The following is a 17,278-nucleotide window of genomic DNA, read 5'->3' as shown; positions in this document are numbered from 1 at the left end:
CGGTTTTACCGTCGCCTTTAACGTACGCTTTGGTGAGACTGCCTACGGAATCTTCTGCTCCACAGGCTTCTTCACCGGGCCGTTCATGCGGATCGCCGCGGCGAACTCCATCCAGAAGATGAGGTAGATGGAGATCATGAGCGAGAGGCCGATGTTCTGGTTTTCGACGCCGAGGGCCTTGGCCAGAACCGGCGAGGCGAAGCCGGCGCCCAGGGTGCCGGTGGAACGCTCCAGCAGGTAGAACGCACCCAGGGTCAGCGCCGTGCCGACCACCATGATGGAGATGCCGCGGCCGCGCTTGATCCAGTAGCGGGGCGAGAAGCCGAACATCCGCATGAAGATCACCACCCAGATGATCCAGACCGAGTAGTCAACCGCCGCGTCGGGGAGGGCAAGCTTGTTGTTGACCAGCGACACTTCCAGCACGGTCACGGCGCCGAGCAGGATGAACATCCAGGAGAACTTCTCATTGGCCTGGGTCTGCCACTGGCGGCTGTCAGGGGCTGCCACTTCGTGCATGGAGTGGCTGTGGGTCCCCAGGGCCGAGAAGAGAATGGCGAACCAGATGCCGGCGTTGTGGAACAGAAGCGAAGCGTGATTGCCCGCCACGTTGGCGATGCGCGCCATGGGGTCGGTGGCGAAGTCGGCGGTGATTCTCATCAGGAACAGGTTGACTACCACCGAGCAGGTGATGATCACCGCAATGGTGAAGATCTTGCGTGGCAACAGATAGGGGTCCACCCGGTCCGGGAAGCCTATGATGAAGGCGAACCAGATCAGGAACATGATGAGCGGAATCCCGAAGCAGATGCCGTAGACCGAATCGCCGGCGAAATCGCCCGCCTGGGCATAGATCTCCACGTTGTTGGTCGGGTCGGCATCGGTGTTGAGGGCCTTGACGATGTCCTTGGGCATCTTCACCACGTGGGGCAGCAGCCCCATGCCGTACCAGCCGTGATCACCCTGGGAGACGTCCACCACCCAGTACTGATCGCCCATCATCTCGTCGAGTCCCTGGAAGATCCTCATGCTGAAGGCGGCGCAGAGGGTCACCACCACGAGGAGCAGAATTGCGTTCTTGATACTCATTGGCATGGCGTGTTCCTCCTAATCCTTGTGGGTGGTCCAGAACATGGACACCGCGTTGGCCGCGAACAGGCCGTAGAGCCACATGGTGTTCCATGCGGGGCCGGTCCAGTGGCTGCCGTGACCGCCGCCGACCACGCCGGAGGCGACGATGATGCCGATCATGGCCGTACCCGCAACCATGGCGACCGCCCGAAGGATGGCACTGTTGCGCCAGGTGTGCCGCTCGAGCTCCTCGATCCTTGCCAGCAGTTCAAGCTCTTTTTCGCTCATCTCTCTTCTCCTTTACGAACGATATAACCGTTAACGCTGCAACGAATGTGAGGGCATAGAGAATGTACGGTCCGTGAAGATGCAGGCTCATGTTGTACAGCATGGTGTCTTCCTCCTTGTATGGTCAACACTTGACGGGTGTGAGGATGTCGTGGGGAAACCGCTCGGCCAGTTCCTGGTACTTCATGCACTCGCGGTACCGGCAGCTGCAGAACTTGATGATCATGTTGACGTCGTGGGGCGAGATATACCCGCATCCCACATCGCAGATGTCATCGCTCTTACCGTAGAAGGGGCAGACTATTCCGTCCTTCATGGATACCTCTATCTCTTAAACCGTGTCCGGTCCGATTGACGCGCATGGGATGAGAGTCGGATCATCTGGTCGTCACCATCCCCGACCCTGTCCCATGCAATGAAGGAGTAACTGTCTATCCCTAGAGCAACCTGTATACCAATTACGTGAATAGGCTTTTATTGTTTTTTTAATTGTGTATTTTCAGCATGTTAACCATGACAACGGGAACCATGGGGAGTATTTGGGAGGAACAGGCTAGAACGTCGTTTTTGCAGTCGTGCGAGGGTACCGGGAGCGCCGGAGAGGCTACGGGGACGGCACGGGTTTGCCTCATGCAGGGGGCTGGTCCGACAACCACCCATCATTTCAACATGTTACAACGAACAAGGTAAGGGATTGCAGGGCTGCAACGGTCGAGAGGGGAACTTTTGCAGAAATGCGAACCCGCTTCGACCGTGAGAGGAGGTGGAACGCCATGGGTAATCCGGCACAAGAGAGGACGGCCCCGAGAGGGGCCCCTGAAACCGTCAGGCGTAGTCTTCGCGGCGGATATTGTACTTCTTGAGCTTGCGGTAGATGGTGGCCATGTTCATCCCCGCATCGCGGGCCGCAGCCTCCACGTTGCCGCGATTCTTGCGCAGGAGCCCCTTCAGGTAGTCGACCTCGAACCGCGACAGGGCCTGGGAATAGTCGCTCTCATCCACATCGCCGGCCGTGTCCCCTTCTTCCCCGGGCACATGGTGAGATATCTCGATGAACTGCGAAAGCACGGCCAGCGAGAGATAATCACCGTTTTCCATGGCGGTGCAGGCTTCGATCACGTTCTTGAGCTGGCGGATATTCCCCGGCCAGGAGAACTCCATGACCGCCTCCAACGCGTCGGGGGCGAGCCCCTTGATGGCGGTGCCGAATTTCTTGTTCTGCAGCGTGATGAAGTGGGCCGCCAGCAGCGGGATGTCGGCCCGCCGCTCCCGCAGGGGGGGCAGGTGAAGATTCAGCACGTTGAGCCGGTAGTAAAGATCCTCGCGGAAGGCACCGCTCTTGACCGCCTCCTTCAGCTCGGCATTGGTGGCGGAGATGATCCGCACGTCGACCTTGGTGGGGGTGGTGTCGCCGATGCGCAGAAACTCCTGTTCCTGGAGAAAGCGGAGCAGCGTCTTCTGCACGTTCATGGGGAGGTTGCCCGCCTCGTCCAGAAAGAGCGTGCCGCCGTCGGCCGCCTCCAGGAGCCCCTGGCGGTTCTCCTTGGCGCCGGTAAAGGCCCCCTTGCGGTAGCCGAACAACTCGCTCTCCAGCAGCGATTCGGGCAGCGCCCCGCAGTTGATGGCCACGAACTTCTTTTCCTTGCGCAGCGAGTTGTAATGGATGGCCTGGGCGATGAGCTCCTTGCCGGTCCCGGACTCGCCGGTGATCAGGACCGACGTGTCGCGGATAGCGATCTTCTCAACCTTGTCCAGCACATCCTTGAGGCCGGTGGATGCGCCGATGATGTTGTCGAAGCGGAACTTGCCCACCAGCTCTTCCCGCAGTTCCCGGTTCTCTTCCAGAAGCTGGGTGTGCTTGAGGGCGTTCTTGACCCGGTAGAGGAGCTCCTCGGGCTCGAAGGGCTTGGTGACCATGTCGTAGGCCCCGCGCCGGAGCGCCTGGATCGAGGTCTCCACCGTGGCGTAGGCGGTGATCATGATGACCGGGACAAGGGGATCCTTGGCCTTGATCCGCTGGAGCACCTCAAGACCGTCCATGCCGGGCATCTTGATGTCGCTCACCACCAGATCCCAATCGCCGGCCTTGAACTCCTCCACCGCCTCGAAGGAGCGGGTATACCCCTTCACGGCATAGCCGCTGTCGGCGAGCACCGCCTCCATCATGCGGCAGAGCCCTTCTTCGTTATCGATAAGCATGATGCGCTTTTTATCTGACACGATCGGCACCTCTCAACTGATATTAACGCTACAGCTCTTCCGGCTCCAGGGGCAGGCGCACGGTAACGTCGGTGCCGCGCCCCACCTCGCTGTCGATGGCGATGCGGCCGTGGTGCATCTCCACGATCTGGCGCGTAATGGCGAGCCCCAGGCCGGTCCCCTTGGTCTTGGTGGTGAAGAACGGCTCGAATATCCGCTCCTGATCCTCGCGGGGGATGCCGCAGCCGGTGTCGCTGAACACGATGTTCACGTACTGCTCCTGGTCCAGGAACGTCCGGACGGTAAGGACGCCGCCGGCGGTCATGGCGGAGCCGGCATTGAGGATCAGGTTGATGGCCACCTGGCGGATCTGGTCGCCGTCGGCCATGACCGGCGGCAAGTCGGGCGCGAACTCCCGGACCACGGTCACGTGGTGCATGTCGGTGTGGTTGGCGGCAAACCCCACGATCTGACCCAGGAGGTCGTTGATGTCGGTGGGCTCCAGGGCGGGCTTGGGGGTCCGGGCGTAGGAGAGGAGATCCTGGACGATCTTCTTGCACCGCTTGCTCTCGCGCTTGATCTCGTGGATATATTTGTAGGTCGGGTCCTCTTCGGTGATCTTCGACTCCAGGTACGAGGCATAGCCGAGGATCACCCCCAGGGGGTTGTTGATCTCATGGGCAACGCCCGAAGAGAGGACGCCGAGCGATGCCATCTTCCCCTGCTGAGCCAGGCTCGCCTCCATCTCCTTGTTCTGGCGGATGATGGTGGTCATCCGGTTGAAGGCGCCGGCAAGCTCGCCCAGCTCATCGCCGGTGTCAACCTCCATCTGCTCGTCCAGACGCCCCTTCTTTACCTTCCTGATCACGTCGATCATGTAGTTGATGGGGTCGGTGAACACCTTGGCGGCGAGAAAAACCAGCCCCGTTGCCACGAGGCCGGTGAGGATGGTCAGCAGCGTCATGGTGGTGACGATGCGCCCCCGGATCTTGTTGGCCTCCCGGTAGAACTCGTCCTCATAGGACCCGACCGCCACGATCCATCCCCAAGGCTTGAAGTAGTCGTAGCGCACGAGCTTCATCCGCGGCGACGCGTCTCCCTTGTTGCGCCAGGGGTAGCGAATCCACCCGCGCTTCTTCTCCACCATCTCCTTGATGAACTTGTTGCCGCTGGAGTCGACCGCATTGAGGAAATTCTGCCCCTCGCCCGAGGGGTGGATGGTAAAGGTCCCCGTATCGTCCATGCAGAAGATGTAGCCGGTCTCCCCCACCTTCTTGCTGCGGATCTTCTCCTTCAGCTCGGCAAAGGAGCGGCGCTCGAAGGCCACGTCCTCATAGGTCTCCTCCAGATAGCCGCCCGACGCGATGATCCAGTCCCACTGGGGGAAGTACCGGTAAGCCACCACCTTTTTGCGGGGATACTTGTCTCCCAGCACCTCGTTGCGCCAGGGGTAGACGATATAGAGCACCTCCCCCGGCTTGGCCTTGAGCGCGTTCTCGCACATGATCCGGATAAAGGGGCGACCGTTCTCGTCCTTCTCGTCGTAGACGTTCTCCCCTTCCCGCGCCACGTGGACTTCCAGCAGCCCCTTGGTGGTCATGGCGTAGATATAGCCGGTCATGCCGACGCTGACCCGCTTGAGGGCCTTGCGGGCCTCCTCCTTGGCGGTGCGCAGGTCCACCTTGCCGGCCCGGTACTGGCGGTCCTGGGCCTCGACCAGGTTGTAGGAAAGATTGGTGAGGGTGGCCAGTTCCAGGTGCACGGTCCGCATCTTGTCCTGCTTGTAGACCTGGAACTGCTGGTAGTGGGAATTGAGGAGATCGATGGTGAAGCTGGCCATGTGCTCCAGGTCGTCCCGGGAGGTCTGGGTGATCCCCCGGTAGGCCTGCTTGGTGGAGATGTAGCCGATCACCCCGCCCACCACGAAAATGGGAATGATCACCAGCGGCATCACCAGTACCAGCATCTTCCAGCGGAGCTTTAGATTGGTCATGAAGCTGAAAAGATACCGGCGCATGGGGCCTCTTCCATCTGTGCGGAGTCACGGAGGATAGTATGTAAACACCAAAAAAAAATCCAGTTATTTTTGCATTTTTGCGAAAACATCTAGTTTTGACCCCGTGGAGACCGCGCTCCTTACGCAGCCTGCATCCATCAAGGTCATCGAAACGGCTCTGGTTACATAATCTCCTGAAACGAGGCTCACAACCGCGGAGTATAGGGGTTTTCCTGATTGAACGGGGATGGTAATTGATCTATGAAAGGGTGTTAGTGATGTGTGAGGGGGATTGATTCGAGAAGGCGGAGCCTTACAATGCCAATTTGGCCGACGAAAATGAGGCCCTAAGGCCTGAAAATACGTTCTTTGAGGGCTATTATTATGTAGTTCCAGGTTGTTAGCTTGGCCCGCCCCCCAGGGGCCATTGGATATGCATCACACTAACTGCTCAATAATGGGATACTGTGTAAGGCCCCCTCTGGGCATACGGATTAGCGTATGCTGGACTTTGGCGAAACCCATTCTCCAAAGGAGGCCTTACACATGAGATTTTACACTAAGACTCACAAGTACTACTGCGGAATTGATCTTCATGCCCGAAAAAAGTACGTCTGCATTCTCGACTCGGAAGGGACCGTGCTGGTTCATCGCGAAATCAACTGCAATCCTGAGAGCTTCCTTCGCCTCGTGGCACCCTACCGGGAGGACTTGGTTGTCGGCGTGGAATGCATGTTCGCATGGTATTGGCTGGCAGACCTTTGCCGTAATGAAAAGATCGAGTTTGTGCTCGGTCACGCCCTTTACATGAAGGCAGTCCACGGTGGCAAAGCAAAGAGCGACAAGATTGACGCCCACAAGATTGCTGTGCTGCTCCGCGGCGGCATGTTTCCCTTAGCCTACGTCTACCCGCCGGAAATGCGGGCAACACGGGACCTCCTGCGCCGCCGGAACTTTTTCGTCAGAAAACGTGCTGAGCTTATGGCACACATCCAGAACACGGTAACCCAATATAATCTGGCTCCTCTTGGCATTGATCTCGGAGTCGAAGAGAACCGCCATGAAGTAGCTCAGCTCTTCCACGATCCGGAAGTGAGGAAAATTATCGAAATTGACGTTGCCATGATCGACGCCTTTGACGATGTCATCAATGTCCTCGAACCGGACATAGAAAAAACGGCCCGGCAACACAACCTGCATGCCCTCAAACTTCTGCGCTCAATCAACGGCGTGGGAAAGGTGCTGGGCCTGGTAATGCTCTACGAGATCCATGACATAAATCGTTTCCCGACCGTGCAAGACTTCTCTTCCTACTGCAGGCTGGTGAAATGTGCCCACGAATCAGCGGGAAAGAAAAAGGGGGTCGGCGGTTCCAAGATAGGCAACGTCCATTTGAAATGGGCCTTCTCTGAGGCCGCTGTGTTCTTCGTGCGCCACAATCCCCAGGCAAAAATCCTGATGGAGAAACTGGTCAAGATTCATGGCAAAGGGAAAGCGATTTCGATCCTTGCCCACAAACTGGCACGAGCGATTTTCTACATGCTGAAAAACAATGTGCCGTTCGACCGGGAAAAGTTTTTGGCAACGGCGTAAAGCTGGAGGGGACAGAGGCAGCTTAGTGCACAACTGGAGCCACACGAGCAAGCATGACCACGACCGTGAAAGACAACGAGGTGCGGCTGAGAACACGTACCGGTCGATTTGATGATGCTCAGGGAGCAAGTTAACGAGATTGGAGCCCTGTCCCGCTCCTTACATAACTGAATCTATTCTTTTCAGCTTTTGAATGTTCTGCCCCTCGCCGGAAACCGGGATCAACTGTGCCTCGCACCAGCGATGAGCACGCTTCATGAATGGGACGGCCGAGGGAACGGGATAGTTTCTAAGCCGCGCAAGGAATGCCTTCGCAATCGCTGTAGCAGCAACAACCGCAGCGAATTGAGCTTTGATAAGAGTTTGGTGCAGGATTCTTTCCTGACCCAGTATTGGAAATCAAGTCAGAACGGATAAGATGTCGAGATAGATTCGTCAAAGAAAACGACTCAAAATCGGTTGGGCACCATTTTGCCTATTGACTGACTGGGGCCTTATAAGAGTTGGGCCTTGATACATAGAGGAGCATAGCCGTGCAGGTAACAGACAAGGCATATACGGAGCATCGAGTATTTATCGAACTTGAGCGATACGCGGAGTTCTATGAGCAATTGGCCATGTCTGTGTTTTTGTTCACAACGATGGGTACAAAGTCCATCTGCAACATTGACACCTACGTCTACTCCTCAATGCAGGGTACCGTTGAATCGATCAAGACTATTCTTCTCGCGGGGCGCATCAATGACGCATACGCGCTGCTTCGGAAGTATTACGATTCTGCGGTAATCAACGTCTATTCCAACCTGTACCTGCGGAACAACTTCAGCATCGAGAACTTTGTCGTCGAGAAAATACACAACTGGCTCCAGGGAAAGGAGAGCCTCCCAGAGTTCCGGGTGATGTCCCAATATGTTAGAACCTCAGAAGCGCTTAAGCCGATCAACGACCTGCTTTACGTCGATGACAGATACAAGCGCTTGCGCGCCAGATGCAATGACCATACACATTACAACTTCTACCGAAACGTAATGCTCAACGACAACGAGATTTACATCGAGAATCGTGGCTGGTGGCTTGATAGATTTGCTGAAGATGTGCGAGATATCTTCGTTCTTCATCTGGGCTACATCTTTTTCTTGAATGACCACTACATGATGTCCAGCGATTATATAGATGCGCTTGATTGCAGCATGCAACCTGAAGAGGATTCCCAATACTGGGTCGCTTCTTTCATCCAAGAAATCTTCAACGAGGTCGTCACTCCGGGACGCCCAGACATCACAGCCACTATCAAAGCAAATTCTGCGATGCAGCTATCATGAATAAGTTGAAAGAATAATGACGGAGACTGCGAGACGCTGGTAACTTATTTAACTTATTAACAAAAGCGATGCCCAACTAGCGCCACGACCGGCCTAGAAACCCGCCGGTCAGGCTTGTGGCGTTGTACGACGAAAAGGCAAAGCAAACCGAGGAGTATGTCGGTCTTGCTGGCGGAGTCACCCTGAGTTGCAGGAGTGTGGCGGCGCGGGCGGCGAAAACGAAGAGGAGTTTGCTGGTTTCATGTTCGGTATCTGAGAAGTTGGCGGGTGGAGTAAAAAGGAAGACTGGAAAAAGGCGAATTTAAGACATAAACTCCGCGAAGCCTGTAACCATCCAGTATTGGACCAACAAGAGGGGAGATTATTCATGGAATATCACTGCTGTCCCATAGTTTAACTGAATAAAGAGAGGCCCTGAGAGCTACTTGTGATATATTGAGTTCGCCAAAACACCAATATTAACAAGGAGATCAGAGCCGTGGCACATTGTAACACAGTCCTTAACCAAGTTGTCGGTTTTTTCAAGAGACATGAATTTGAATCCCTTGCCCGCAAGCATCACATCGGGCAGAAGTTTCGTTCTTTTAACCGTTGGTCGCAGTTCATGGCGATGATGGTTTGTCAACTTTCCGGCAGAAAAAGTCTGCGGGATATCGTGGAAAACCTCAAGGCCCAAGGCCACAAGCTCTATCATCTGGGCATGAAGACGGTTTCCCGTACCACCTTGGCCAGAGTGAACGATGAACAGCCGCATGAGTTGTACAAAGAGCTCTTTTACAAAATGCTGCATCGATGCAAGGCAGTTGCACCCAGTCATCGCTTCAAGATCGATGAAAAAGTCTATCTGCTGGATGCCACCACCATCAATCTCTGTCTGGAGGCGTTCCCTTGGGCCACCTACCGGCAGAAGAAGGGTGCCATAAAGATGCATGTCGGTCTTGATGCTGACGGCTATCTGCCTGAGTTCATCGATGTGACCGAAGGCAAGAAGCACGAGATGTCCTGGGCCAGGATGCTACAACTGCCTGCCGGTTCACTGGCCGTCTTTGACCGGGGCTTCACCGATTACGACTGGTGGCAGCAACTAACGACCAACGGCATCTTCTTCGTAACCCGGCTGAAAGAGAACGCCTTGGTGGAATACTTCAAGAAGCGTCCCGGCAGGAAAGCAACGGGCGTCATTCTTGACCAGGAGATTCGGCTCAAAGGGATGAAGGACAAACTGCGGCTTGTCCAGTTCATCGCCGATGACGGCAACGATTACCGCTTCGTGACCAATGCGCATCACCTGAAAGCAGCAATCGTGGCGGATCTCTACAAAGAGCGCTGGAAGATCGAACTGTTCTTCAAGTGGATCAAACAGAACCTGAAGATCAAGACCTTCCTCGGCACCTCGGAGAATGCCGTACTCACACAGATCTGGATTGCCCTGTGCGTGTATCTGGTACTGGCATACTTGACGTTTCTGTCAAAGATCGGATCGTCGATGCAGCAGATATTACGGTTATTACAGCTGAATTTGTTCGAGCGGCGAGACCTTGAAAGCCTATTCAAACCACCGAAAGTAGAGGCTTCGCCACAACTGGTGCTGCTTTAGAAACTATGGGACAGCAGTGATGGAATATATCGAGCTATTGAAAAATGATACGGTAGGTTACTATATTGCCGTTGTTGTCGCCGCAATCACAGCAATACTTCAACTCCTCAAAAAAACCAACGAATACTTCGAAAAATTCCATGTAACCAAAAAACTTGCCAGATATTCAGCACTCATTGAATGTTGTGACGAAAATACTCAGGAACATAAATTCATGACTAAACTGAAGTTGCTGGAAGCTTTTAAGATTGCAACAAATATCAACACCACACCAATTAAATCAAAATTTATTATGAGGCTTTATGATATTGGCATGTTTACTATTAAAGATCTGAAACAAGTTTATACATTTTTTGAAGTAAGTGATAACGAAAAGGCTATGTGCAAATTTTCTATATTCAACAAATTGGAAGTAATATGGTCAAGTGTAGTGGCGTTATTTATAAGTATTGTATTTATTGCGGTTTTTATAGCGATAACACCACATAATTTAAAACAGTTTTTTGGATATATTGCAATAATGTCATTATATTTATTGTGTATGTACGGAGTTGGTGAGCCCATAAGAAAGGCTATAACTTACCGAAAGTTCAAATTAATATTAAAACAAGAAGGGCTTTGGGAGGAGATGTCAAGCCAGCCCGCAAATCAACTGGAGAAAAGCGAGTTAGCTGAGTCGAATTAAGAGAGAGTCCAACTTGCAGCACGACCAGCTCGCCCGGAGAAACTGGGCTGGCTGGTCAGCCTTATGACGTTGGACGACAACAAACGAATGAAAAAATCAAACCTAATTCAAATCATTCTTTCAGCCGGAGAATTTTTCTTTGTTGCTGTATTCCTAGTCTCCGGCTGGCAATCTGATAGGGCACTTGATAAATCCGGAATTGGAGACCCCGAGAAATTTACTTACTGGAACGGATATGCCGGTCTCAGTGTGAAATGCTTCGCAGTTCTCTGGACAGTTGCCGTTGTGCTTTCGCTGCTATTCAGGAGAAGTAAAGACTTTGATTCTAAAAAGGCATATTGGAGATCATTGGTTCCTGATGTGCTATTGCCGCCACTGGTGCTGGTCCTTGGCTGGCTTGTGATCTTAATCTAACATAAGAAGAGAGAAGAACACGTCCAATCGGGTAGCCGGGGGTTTTACCCCCCCAGCCCCCACACCACCCGGCATGCGGGTCCGCACCGGGCGGTTCGACGAAGTTACCGGGCCGTGGCCGGGTAATGGATCTTCACCCACAGTTCTTTGACAGATACAAGTCCTTGATCCTTCAGCCACTGGTTGGTCATACCGTGCTGGGCGGCAAGCCTGCGGGACATGGCCCACGGACCGTTGCGGTTCAGCCCTGCTCTGATGGATGTGCCAAGCTGTACACCCAGTTTGAGCAGGTTCCGAATCTTGGTGCGGCACCACCGCCACTGCTTCCAGTAGCACAGCCGCACCCGCCGCCGTATCCAGCCGTCGATCTCCGGGATGTCACGGTAGGCTTCGGCAATGCCGAAGTACCCCATCCAGCCGCGGAGGTAGGTCGACAGCTTGTTCAGTCGGTACTCCATGGAGACGAACCAACTCCTGCCGGTGTACTTCCTGACCCGGCGCCGGAACTCCTTGTACGCCTGGTCAGACCAGAGGATTTTGGTTCCCTTGAAGACAAAGCCAAGAAAGCTCAAGTCGCCGCTTCTGGCGACTTTGCTCTTGTCTTCGTTGACCGTGAGCTTGAGTTTGTTCGTCAGATACTTCCTGACGCTCCCCATGACCCGCTCGCCGGCACGCTCGCTCTTCACCAGAATGACGAAATCATCGGCGTAACGGACGAACTTGTGGCCACGGCTCTCAAGCTCCTTGTCCAGGTGGTCGAGGAGGATGTTGGCGAGAAGCGGGGAAAGCGGACCCCCTTGGGGTACGCCCATGCGGGTCTTTTCCAGCCGCCCGTCAACCTCCACCCCGGCTCTGAGATACCTGCCGATCAGGGTGAGAACCCGCTTGTCGCGGACCCTCCTCCCCACCATTGTCATGAGGAGGTCGTGATTGACCGTGTCGAAGAACTTGGCAAGGTCGATGTCCACGGCAATGCGGTAGCCCTGCCGCAGATACTCCCGCAGCTGCCGCACGGCATTGTGTGCCGAGCGGCCGGGGCGGAACCCGAAACTCGATGCGGAGAATTCCGGATCGAAGATCGGCGTGAGCACCTGGGCTGTTGCCTGTTGGATCAGCCGGTCAAGGACGGTGGGAATCCCCAGCGGGCGGGTGCCGCCCGTTGGTTTGGGTATTTCCACTCGAAGGACCGGCTGTGGTTGGTAGGTACCTGTTGCAAGCGATGCACGGATATCGCCCCAGAGGGGCCGGAACCGTTCGGGGAACGCGTCGATGGTAACACCATCGACGCCAGGTGCGCCCTTGTTGGCCCGCACCCGTTTCCACGCCAGGTCCATGTTCTCTGTGGCAAGTATCCGCTCCAGTAGGTGCTCTTCCGGAGTTGGCCGGTCAATGACGCGCTCCACGGGCATTCCCCCGGTCGGGTTCGGTATGTCGTGAAAGCTCATTGGGGCTTACCTCCTCTTCATCGTTCGGCCCTTCGGCGGGGTAAGGCTTCCCGGCTGTCTGTGACGACGCCGGGCTTGTTTCCAGGTGCCGGATCGCTGGCGGCAACGTCCGCGCCTACTATGGCTTCTGCTGACTCCTGCCCCATCACGGCAGCTGTTACCAGAGGCCGCGCCAGCAAACATCGCTAGCATGTGGAGCAGGTCTCCCCGGATAAGAACGTGAACTGTGGCTACACAACCGCAGCATTTACCTTGGCATCCTGAATCCGTGGGACTTCGTCATGTTGTGCTGACTTGCCCGGACACCCCGGCCTTGTATGCTGTTTCTGTTCGTCGGCTCATAGCTTTGCGCTCGGGCTTCCTTCAGACCCCTCCTCGCGGAGGCGCCCTTGCCGTCGGCTAGTACTTTGGTACCCTGTCTCGCGACAGTGCTGGATTCTACGTACAGGGGACTTGCACCCCATTAGTTCACGCCCATGCCGGGCGTACACCAGGAAGATGCACCGGGCCTAAAAGCTGCCCGGTGATCTCCCGCCCGTTGAGCAAAGAAAAGATAAGAAATGGAAAACCCAATCCTTTTAGCTGCTGGATTTCTTGTGGTCGCGATCATGATAGCAATTCCGCTATCAAAACTGATCTCTCGCGGGATGCTGGGGAGCTGGCGACAGTTAGTGGAAGCGTATCCCGGAAAAGAGATTGAATGGAAGAAAAGAAGAAGATTCACATCAGCGATGTTTATTGGCGGACGGTTGCCACTTCGCTTCAATAACATGCTTCAGCTACATTCTTCTCCCGAATATTTAGGACTCGGCACGTCGCCTTTTGGTTCCCCCGAGGTCGTAGTTAGCAAATCTGACGTTGAAACCTATTCAGACCAGACAGTTTGGTTTTTCACAAAAATCGAATTAAAGCTCCAAAAATCAAATATCTCCATCCTCTTCTTCGGGCGGAGTGGGCGCTTCGTTAGAAAGTGGTGGGAATCAGCACATGAGTAGGAGCGATGCCCAACACGGATAGTGGACCGGAGATTCAGGGGACGTTGTTGATTTGTTGAATAGAGCAATATAACTATCTGAAAGTTCATTACCAATGCCACGATCAGCGCGAATTGACATTCCTAATCTTTTGCAGCACGTGATCGTTCGCGGCATAGAGCGCCGCGACATCTTTCTCTCGGATGATGATCGGTGGGACTTCCGGAATCGGCTTCAGAAGCTTCTGCTGGAGATGGATGTTGACTGCCTGGCGTGGTCGTTGATGTCGAACCATTTCCATCTTTTGCTCCGGCCAACACGGACCCCGCTTGCCCCCTTCATGCGGAGGCTCCTTACTGGCTACGCCGTCTCGTTCAACCTGCGCCACAACCGCTCCGGGCATCTATTCCAGAATCGGTACAAGTCGATCGTGTGCGATGAGGATTCGTACCTTCTGGAACTGGTGAGATATATCCATCTGAATCCTTTGCGTGCTGGTATTGTTGCCGATCTGGGCGCGCTGGACACCTTCCCGTGGTCCGGCCATGCAATGCTGATGGGGAAGATTGTTCTGGAGGGCCAGGGGATCAACGAGGTCCTGCGGTATTTTGGGCCGGGAGTCTCCGCATCACGCCGCACATACCGCGAATTCATGGCCGATGGTGTTTTACAGGGGGAGCGCCCGGACCTTGTCGGAAAGCGTTCAGGAGCCAGCGGCGGTGGCTGTCCGGCCAGCGATAGAAGGATTCTTGGCGATGAAAATTTCGTTGAACAGCTGAAGACCGAGGAATGCCTGCACCAACAACTGCGACGTCCTATGTCGATAGAATCGATTGTTGCGACCATTGCCGACCAATACGGAGTCGCGCCGAAAGCCATAGCATCAAAGTCTCGTCTGCCGCGGACTTTGGATGCGAGGGCGGTCGTTTGCTATACCGCAGTAGAAGAGGGCCACACCGGGGCAGAGGTTGGGAGAGTGTTGGGTATGACAAGATCAGGCGTCGCAATAGCCAGAAGACGCGGCGAGGAAGTTCTTGCCCGAATCGAGTCGACAGCAGAATTTCAGCACGATACACGTCTGGATTCGACAAATTAACAACGTCCCTTGAGCCCTTACGTCTGGATTCGACAAATTAACAACGTCCCTTGAGCCCTTATGTTCGTGGGACGACATGTAGGCCATCCGTACAGAATTCGTGGTGTCCCCGTAATTCGTACCGGGATACAGTTACCGCTCTCGGCGACAGGCTCCCCCTGCTCAGTGAAGACCTCCCCCCGATTGAACTTGTCTATGTGGCGAACGATCGGGCCGAGTGCCACATCTTCCGGGAAGAAACGATTCTCGGAGAACAGAAGATGGTCGGATACCCAGTCTACTTCATCAAGGAGAATGGAATATGGAAGCTGCTCAACTTCTGAAACAAACCCGACGCGTTACCAACTGCTTCATCCTCATCGCCGCATTCCTCGTCAGCACCGGCTGCGTCAACTACGTGCGGATCGACGGGCCGTACGAGGGTAAGGTAATCGATGCCAAAACCGGCCAACCGATCGAAGGTGCAGTAGTATTCGGCGAATGGAGCAAGGCGCATCCCGGCGCCGGCGGGGCGAGCCACACCTATTACGACAGCCGCGAGGTCCTGACCGACGGGAACGGCGAGTTCAGCATACCGGGACTGGGGCTGCTGGTGCTCACCATGATCGAAGAGATGGATGTGATCATCTTCAAGGCGGGATATGAGCAGATTACGCCCAATCCGTGGAGCGGCCTCAAGAATGTTTGGCCTAAGGATAAGGTTATTTGGCAAGGCGACAAGGCCACCTTCAGGTTGAAGAGATTGAGCATGAAGGAAAGGCGAAAAAGGCATGTCTCATTTCCGAGCTGCGCCGTTGAGCACAGGGGAAAAATGAGAAATCTAATCCGAGAAAGCAACATCGAAATGAGAGAAATGGGCATGCCAGCCAATATGTTACTGCCAGAGGAGTAACTGGTTATGATATTCAGACTAATTCTGGCCACGCTGTTGTTGGTCGCTTCCACCGAAGTGTTCGGCTGGAACTATAAGATAACGCATAAAACAATCACCGAGACGTCTAAGGGTACGGAGTTGATTAGTTGAGTAGCGAAGGGTAAGCCAACAAAGCAACTTCGACCCCTGGTGGAACCCCAGGATGATGTCCATCTGCTGACAGTCCCTTCCTGCACCCGCCCCCTTACTTCCAGCATAAATCAACAACTTAAAAGCAACAGACAGATAACCCTAACCTTTGACGGCCTCCAGCTTGGGCCGGGATCGTTCGCCGCGGCATTGTTCGTCGCCGGCACACATGACCCGGTTGCGCCCCGCAGTCTTTGCCAGATAGAGCCCCTTATCGGCACGCTCAAGCGCGGGCCGGTAGTCTGCCTCACCGGCAAGGACCGTGGCGATGCCAAGACTGGCGGAAACCCGGATCACCTGGTTATCGACGACCACCGGATCATCCGCCACCCGGCGTCGAATCCTCTCGGCAATATGCCACGTCTCTTCCAACTCAGTCTCGGAGAGGATGACCAGGAACTCCTCCCCGCCGTAACGTCCCACGGCATCATACTGCCGAAGGACGGAGCCGATCCGCGAGGCTATCTCCCTCAAGACGTCATCACCGGCACTGTGACCGTAGGTATCATTGATCTGCTTAAAATGGTCCACATCCGCCATGATAATCCCCAGGCTGGGAACCGCGGTCCGCTGCTGCTTCCTTCTCATCTGCCGAGCAAACTCCTCGGTGGCACGGTGAATGATCTGGCGCCGGTTGGCAATACCGGTGAGGGGGTCAGTAACCGCAATCCGCTTCAATTCCGCCTCTGCTTCCCTGAGGCGTTCGGTCATCCGCCGTATCACGAAAAAGGAACACCCGAATACGGACAGCAATACAACCAGGAGGATTGCGAACGTGGACACCACCACATTGCGGACATCGCTCGTGTACCGGGAGACATCCATGTATATCTCGAAGGCGCCGATCACCCTTCCGTCATCGGCTATGATAGGAACGTACGTTTCAACGACATCAACCTCAATCACCTTCTCTTCGGCCATATCAAGCACATCCTCTGACTTCTCCAGCTTGGAATCGACAAATCCGAGCAAGGCACGGACAAGGCGGACGTTATTCTTGTCGTGCTTTCCAATAATGGCGCTGTCAGTACTGTAGACAATGGTTCGCTTCTCGTTGTAGATCTTGATCTTCACGATGCCGAAGGGGCGGAGGAACTGCCGCAGCCGCTGGTCCACGTGAGGCAGTTCTTCCGGGGAAATCGTCACGGTAAAACCCTTTTCCTTATCTCCCTCCATAATATTTACTTCTTCATGTTTCAGCAGTGCCTCGCTCACCTGCACCGCATCTTCCTCGGCGGTTGCGATGGTATGGTTTAAATAAATTTTGTACGTGCCGTAACAGCAAAGCATCAAAATTGCCCCAATGGATAGGGCGGCGACCAGAACCAGGGATCGGAAGAAATAGTCGGCGCTCTTTACTCGTTCCACCACAGTCTGTTCTTTTTCTGCCGACATGATGTGCGCATCCCTTCATTTTTAGGCATTTCTTGCTTCTCATACGTATCGTCCGATTTCCACTATACTTGAGCGAAAACGGAAGGCACAAAGCGGAGTTAACCAGTTAACCCTCCCCCCTTGCACCAGCATGAAGACCT

General features: G+C 54.6%; 16 protein-coding genes. 9 read left to right on the top strand and 7 right to left on the bottom strand.

Annotated features, from left to right (window positions below; translation table 11 throughout):
• Nucleotides 1-42: 42 nt before the first annotated feature.
• The 5 genes from GS_RS04860 to GS_RS04840 all read right to left on the bottom strand — a co-directional run bounded on the left by GS_RS04860 (nucleotide 43) and on the right by GS_RS04840 (nucleotide 5,575).
• A complete protein-coding gene (locus tag GS_RS04860) occupies nucleotides 43-1,095 on the bottom strand; it encodes a hypothetical protein (RefSeq protein WP_010941634.1) in 1,053 nt (350 codons plus the stop codon).
• A gap of 12 nt (nucleotides 1,096-1,107) precedes the next feature.
• Nucleotides 1,108-1,359 carry a hypothetical protein gene (locus GS_RS04855; RefSeq protein WP_010941633.1) on the bottom strand — a complete coding sequence of 84 codons (252 nt, stop codon included), beginning with the start codon at nucleotides 1,357-1,359 and terminating at the stop codon, nucleotides 1,108-1,110.
• 124 nt (nucleotides 1,360-1,483) lie between these two features.
• Nucleotides 1,484-1,675 carry a hypothetical protein gene (locus GS_RS04850; RefSeq protein WP_010941632.1) on the bottom strand — a complete coding sequence of 64 codons (192 nt, stop codon included), beginning with the start codon at nucleotides 1,673-1,675 and terminating at the stop codon, nucleotides 1,484-1,486.
• A gap of 509 nt (nucleotides 1,676-2,184) precedes the next feature.
• A complete protein-coding gene (locus GS_RS04845; protein ID WP_010941631.1) occupies nucleotides 2,185-3,579 on the bottom strand; it encodes a sigma-54-dependent transcriptional regulator in 1,395 nt (464 codons plus the stop codon).
• 28 nt (nucleotides 3,580-3,607) lie between these two features.
• The gene (locus GS_RS04840; protein WP_010941630.1) at nucleotides 3,608-5,575 is read right to left on the bottom strand and encodes a sensor histidine kinase; all 1,968 of its coding nucleotides are present in this window, start codon (nucleotides 5,573-5,575) and stop codon (nucleotides 3,608-3,610) included.
• 525 nt (nucleotides 5,576-6,100) lie between these two features.
• Here GS_RS04840 and GS_RS04835 point away from each other — a divergent pair.
• The 5 genes from GS_RS04835 to GS_RS04815 all read left to right on the top strand — a co-directional run bounded on the left by GS_RS04835 (nucleotide 6,101) and on the right by GS_RS04815 (nucleotide 11,165).
• Nucleotides 6,101-7,147, top strand: a complete 1,047-nt coding sequence (locus GS_RS04835; RefSeq protein ID WP_010941629.1) for an IS110-like element ISGsu4 family transposase — start codon at nucleotides 6,101-6,103, stop codon at nucleotides 7,145-7,147.
• A 533-nt stretch (nucleotides 7,148-7,680) separates the two neighbouring features.
• Nucleotides 7,681-8,469 (top strand): hypothetical protein, encoded by a 789-nt coding sequence (locus GS_RS04830; RefSeq protein ID WP_010941627.1) that lies wholly within the window; start codon nucleotides 7,681-7,683, stop codon nucleotides 8,467-8,469.
• Nucleotides 8,470-8,947: 478 nt separating this feature from the next.
• Entirely contained in the window at nucleotides 8,948-10,066 is a 1,119-nt protein-coding gene (locus tag GS_RS04825; RefSeq protein ID WP_010940926.1) for an IS4-like element ISGsu1 family transposase, read from the top strand.
• A 19-nt stretch (nucleotides 10,067-10,085) separates the two neighbouring features.
• Entirely contained in the window at nucleotides 10,086-10,751 is a 666-nt protein-coding gene (locus GS_RS04820; protein WP_010941625.1) for a hypothetical protein, read from the top strand.
• An 87-nt stretch (nucleotides 10,752-10,838) separates the two neighbouring features.
• Complete coding sequence (locus GS_RS04815) at nucleotides 10,839-11,165, top strand: hypothetical protein (protein WP_164930423.1); 327 nt, start codon at nucleotides 10,839-10,841, stop codon at nucleotides 11,163-11,165.
• A 104-nt stretch (nucleotides 11,166-11,269) separates the two neighbouring features.
• On the opposite strand, the gene ltrA is transcribed toward GS_RS04815, so the two are convergent.
• Nucleotides 11,270-12,610: a group II intron reverse transcriptase/maturase gene (ltrA, locus tag GS_RS04810; RefSeq protein WP_164930422.1), complete on the bottom strand. Its 1,341-nt coding sequence runs from the start codon at nucleotides 12,608-12,610 to the stop codon at nucleotides 11,270-11,272.
• Between the two features lie 560 nt (nucleotides 12,611-13,170).
• On the opposite strand from ltrA, the gene GS_RS04805 reads away from it, so the two are divergent.
• The 4 genes from GS_RS04805 to GS_RS04795 all read left to right on the top strand — a co-directional run bounded on the left by GS_RS04805 (nucleotide 13,171) and on the right by GS_RS04795 (nucleotide 15,572).
• Nucleotides 13,171-13,605, top strand: coding sequence for a hypothetical protein (locus GS_RS04805; RefSeq protein WP_010941623.1), 435 nt, complete (start codon nucleotides 13,171-13,173; stop codon nucleotides 13,603-13,605).
• A gap of 94 nt (nucleotides 13,606-13,699) precedes the next feature.
• Nucleotides 13,700-14,680, top strand: coding sequence for a transposase (locus tag GS_RS04800; protein WP_010941622.1), 981 nt, complete (start codon nucleotides 13,700-13,702; stop codon nucleotides 14,678-14,680).
• A gap of 197 nt (nucleotides 14,681-14,877) precedes the next feature.
• Nucleotides 14,878-15,003, top strand: coding sequence for a hypothetical protein (locus tag GS_RS17695; RefSeq protein WP_262421261.1), 126 nt, complete (start codon nucleotides 14,878-14,880; stop codon nucleotides 15,001-15,003).
• Nucleotides 14,982-15,572: a carboxypeptidase-like regulatory domain-containing protein gene (locus tag GS_RS04795; protein WP_010941621.1), complete on the top strand. Its 591-nt coding sequence runs from the start codon at nucleotides 14,982-14,984 to the stop codon at nucleotides 15,570-15,572. Before GS_RS17695 ends, GS_RS04795 begins: the two co-directional genes overlap by 22 nt.
• Before the next feature lie 273 nt (nucleotides 15,573-15,845).
• Here the strand turns inward: GS_RS04795 and GS_RS04790 are convergent, their stop codons facing one another.
• Nucleotides 15,846-17,138 (bottom strand): GGDEF domain-containing protein, encoded by a 1,293-nt coding sequence (locus GS_RS04790; protein WP_010941620.1) that lies wholly within the window; start codon nucleotides 17,136-17,138, stop codon nucleotides 15,846-15,848.
• Between the last annotated feature and the right edge of the window lie 140 nt (nucleotides 17,139-17,278).

It is taken from the genome of Geobacter sulfurreducens PCA, from assembly GCF_000007985.2.
In the GTDB taxonomy this organism is placed as follows: Bacteria; Desulfobacterota; Desulfuromonadia; order Geobacterales; family Geobacteraceae; genus Geobacter; species Geobacter sulfurreducens.
Note: the sequence above shows the minus strand (reverse complement) of the source record. Positions and strands in the feature narration are given on the sequence as shown.

Bases quoted from the DNA above. Each gene is read 5' to 3' on its own strand.
- GS_RS04860 (WP_010941634.1), bottom strand. From the start codon at position 1,095: ATGCCAATGAGTATCAAGAACGCAATTCTGCTCCTCGTGGTGGTGACC.
- GS_RS04855 (WP_010941633.1), bottom strand. From the start codon at position 1,359: ATGAGCGAAAAAGAGCTTGAACTGCTGGCAAGGATCGAGGAGCTCGAG.
- GS_RS04850 (WP_010941632.1), bottom strand. From the start codon at position 1,675: ATGAAGGACGGAATAGTCTGCCCCTTCTACGGTAAGAGCGATGACATC.
- GS_RS04840 (WP_010941630.1), bottom strand. From the start codon at position 5,575: ATGCGCCGGTATCTTTTCAGCTTCATGACCAATCTAAAGCTCCGCTGG.
- GS_RS04835 (WP_010941629.1), top strand. From the start codon at position 6,101: ATGAGATTTTACACTAAGACTCACAAGTACTACTGCGGAATTGATCTT.
- GS_RS04820 (WP_010941625.1), top strand. From the start codon at position 10,086: ATGGAATATATCGAGCTATTGAAAAATGATACGGTAGGTTACTATATT.
- GS_RS04815 (WP_164930423.1), top strand. From the start codon at position 10,839: ATGAAAAAATCAAACCTAATTCAAATCATTCTTTCAGCCGGAGAATTT.
- ltrA (WP_164930422.1), bottom strand. From the start codon at position 12,610: ATGAGCTTTCACGACATACCGAACCCGACCGGGGGAATGCCCGTGGAG.
- GS_RS04805 (WP_010941623.1), top strand. From the start codon at position 13,171: ATGGAAAACCCAATCCTTTTAGCTGCTGGATTTCTTGTGGTCGCGATC.
- GS_RS04800 (WP_010941622.1), top strand. From the start codon at position 13,700: ATGCCACGATCAGCGCGAATTGACATTCCTAATCTTTTGCAGCACGTG.
- GS_RS04795 (WP_010941621.1), top strand. From the start codon at position 14,982: ATGGAAGCTGCTCAACTTCTGAAACAAACCCGACGCGTTACCAACTGC.
- GS_RS04790 (WP_010941620.1), bottom strand. From the start codon at position 17,138: ATGTCGGCAGAAAAAGAACAGACTGTGGTGGAACGAGTAAAGAGCGCC.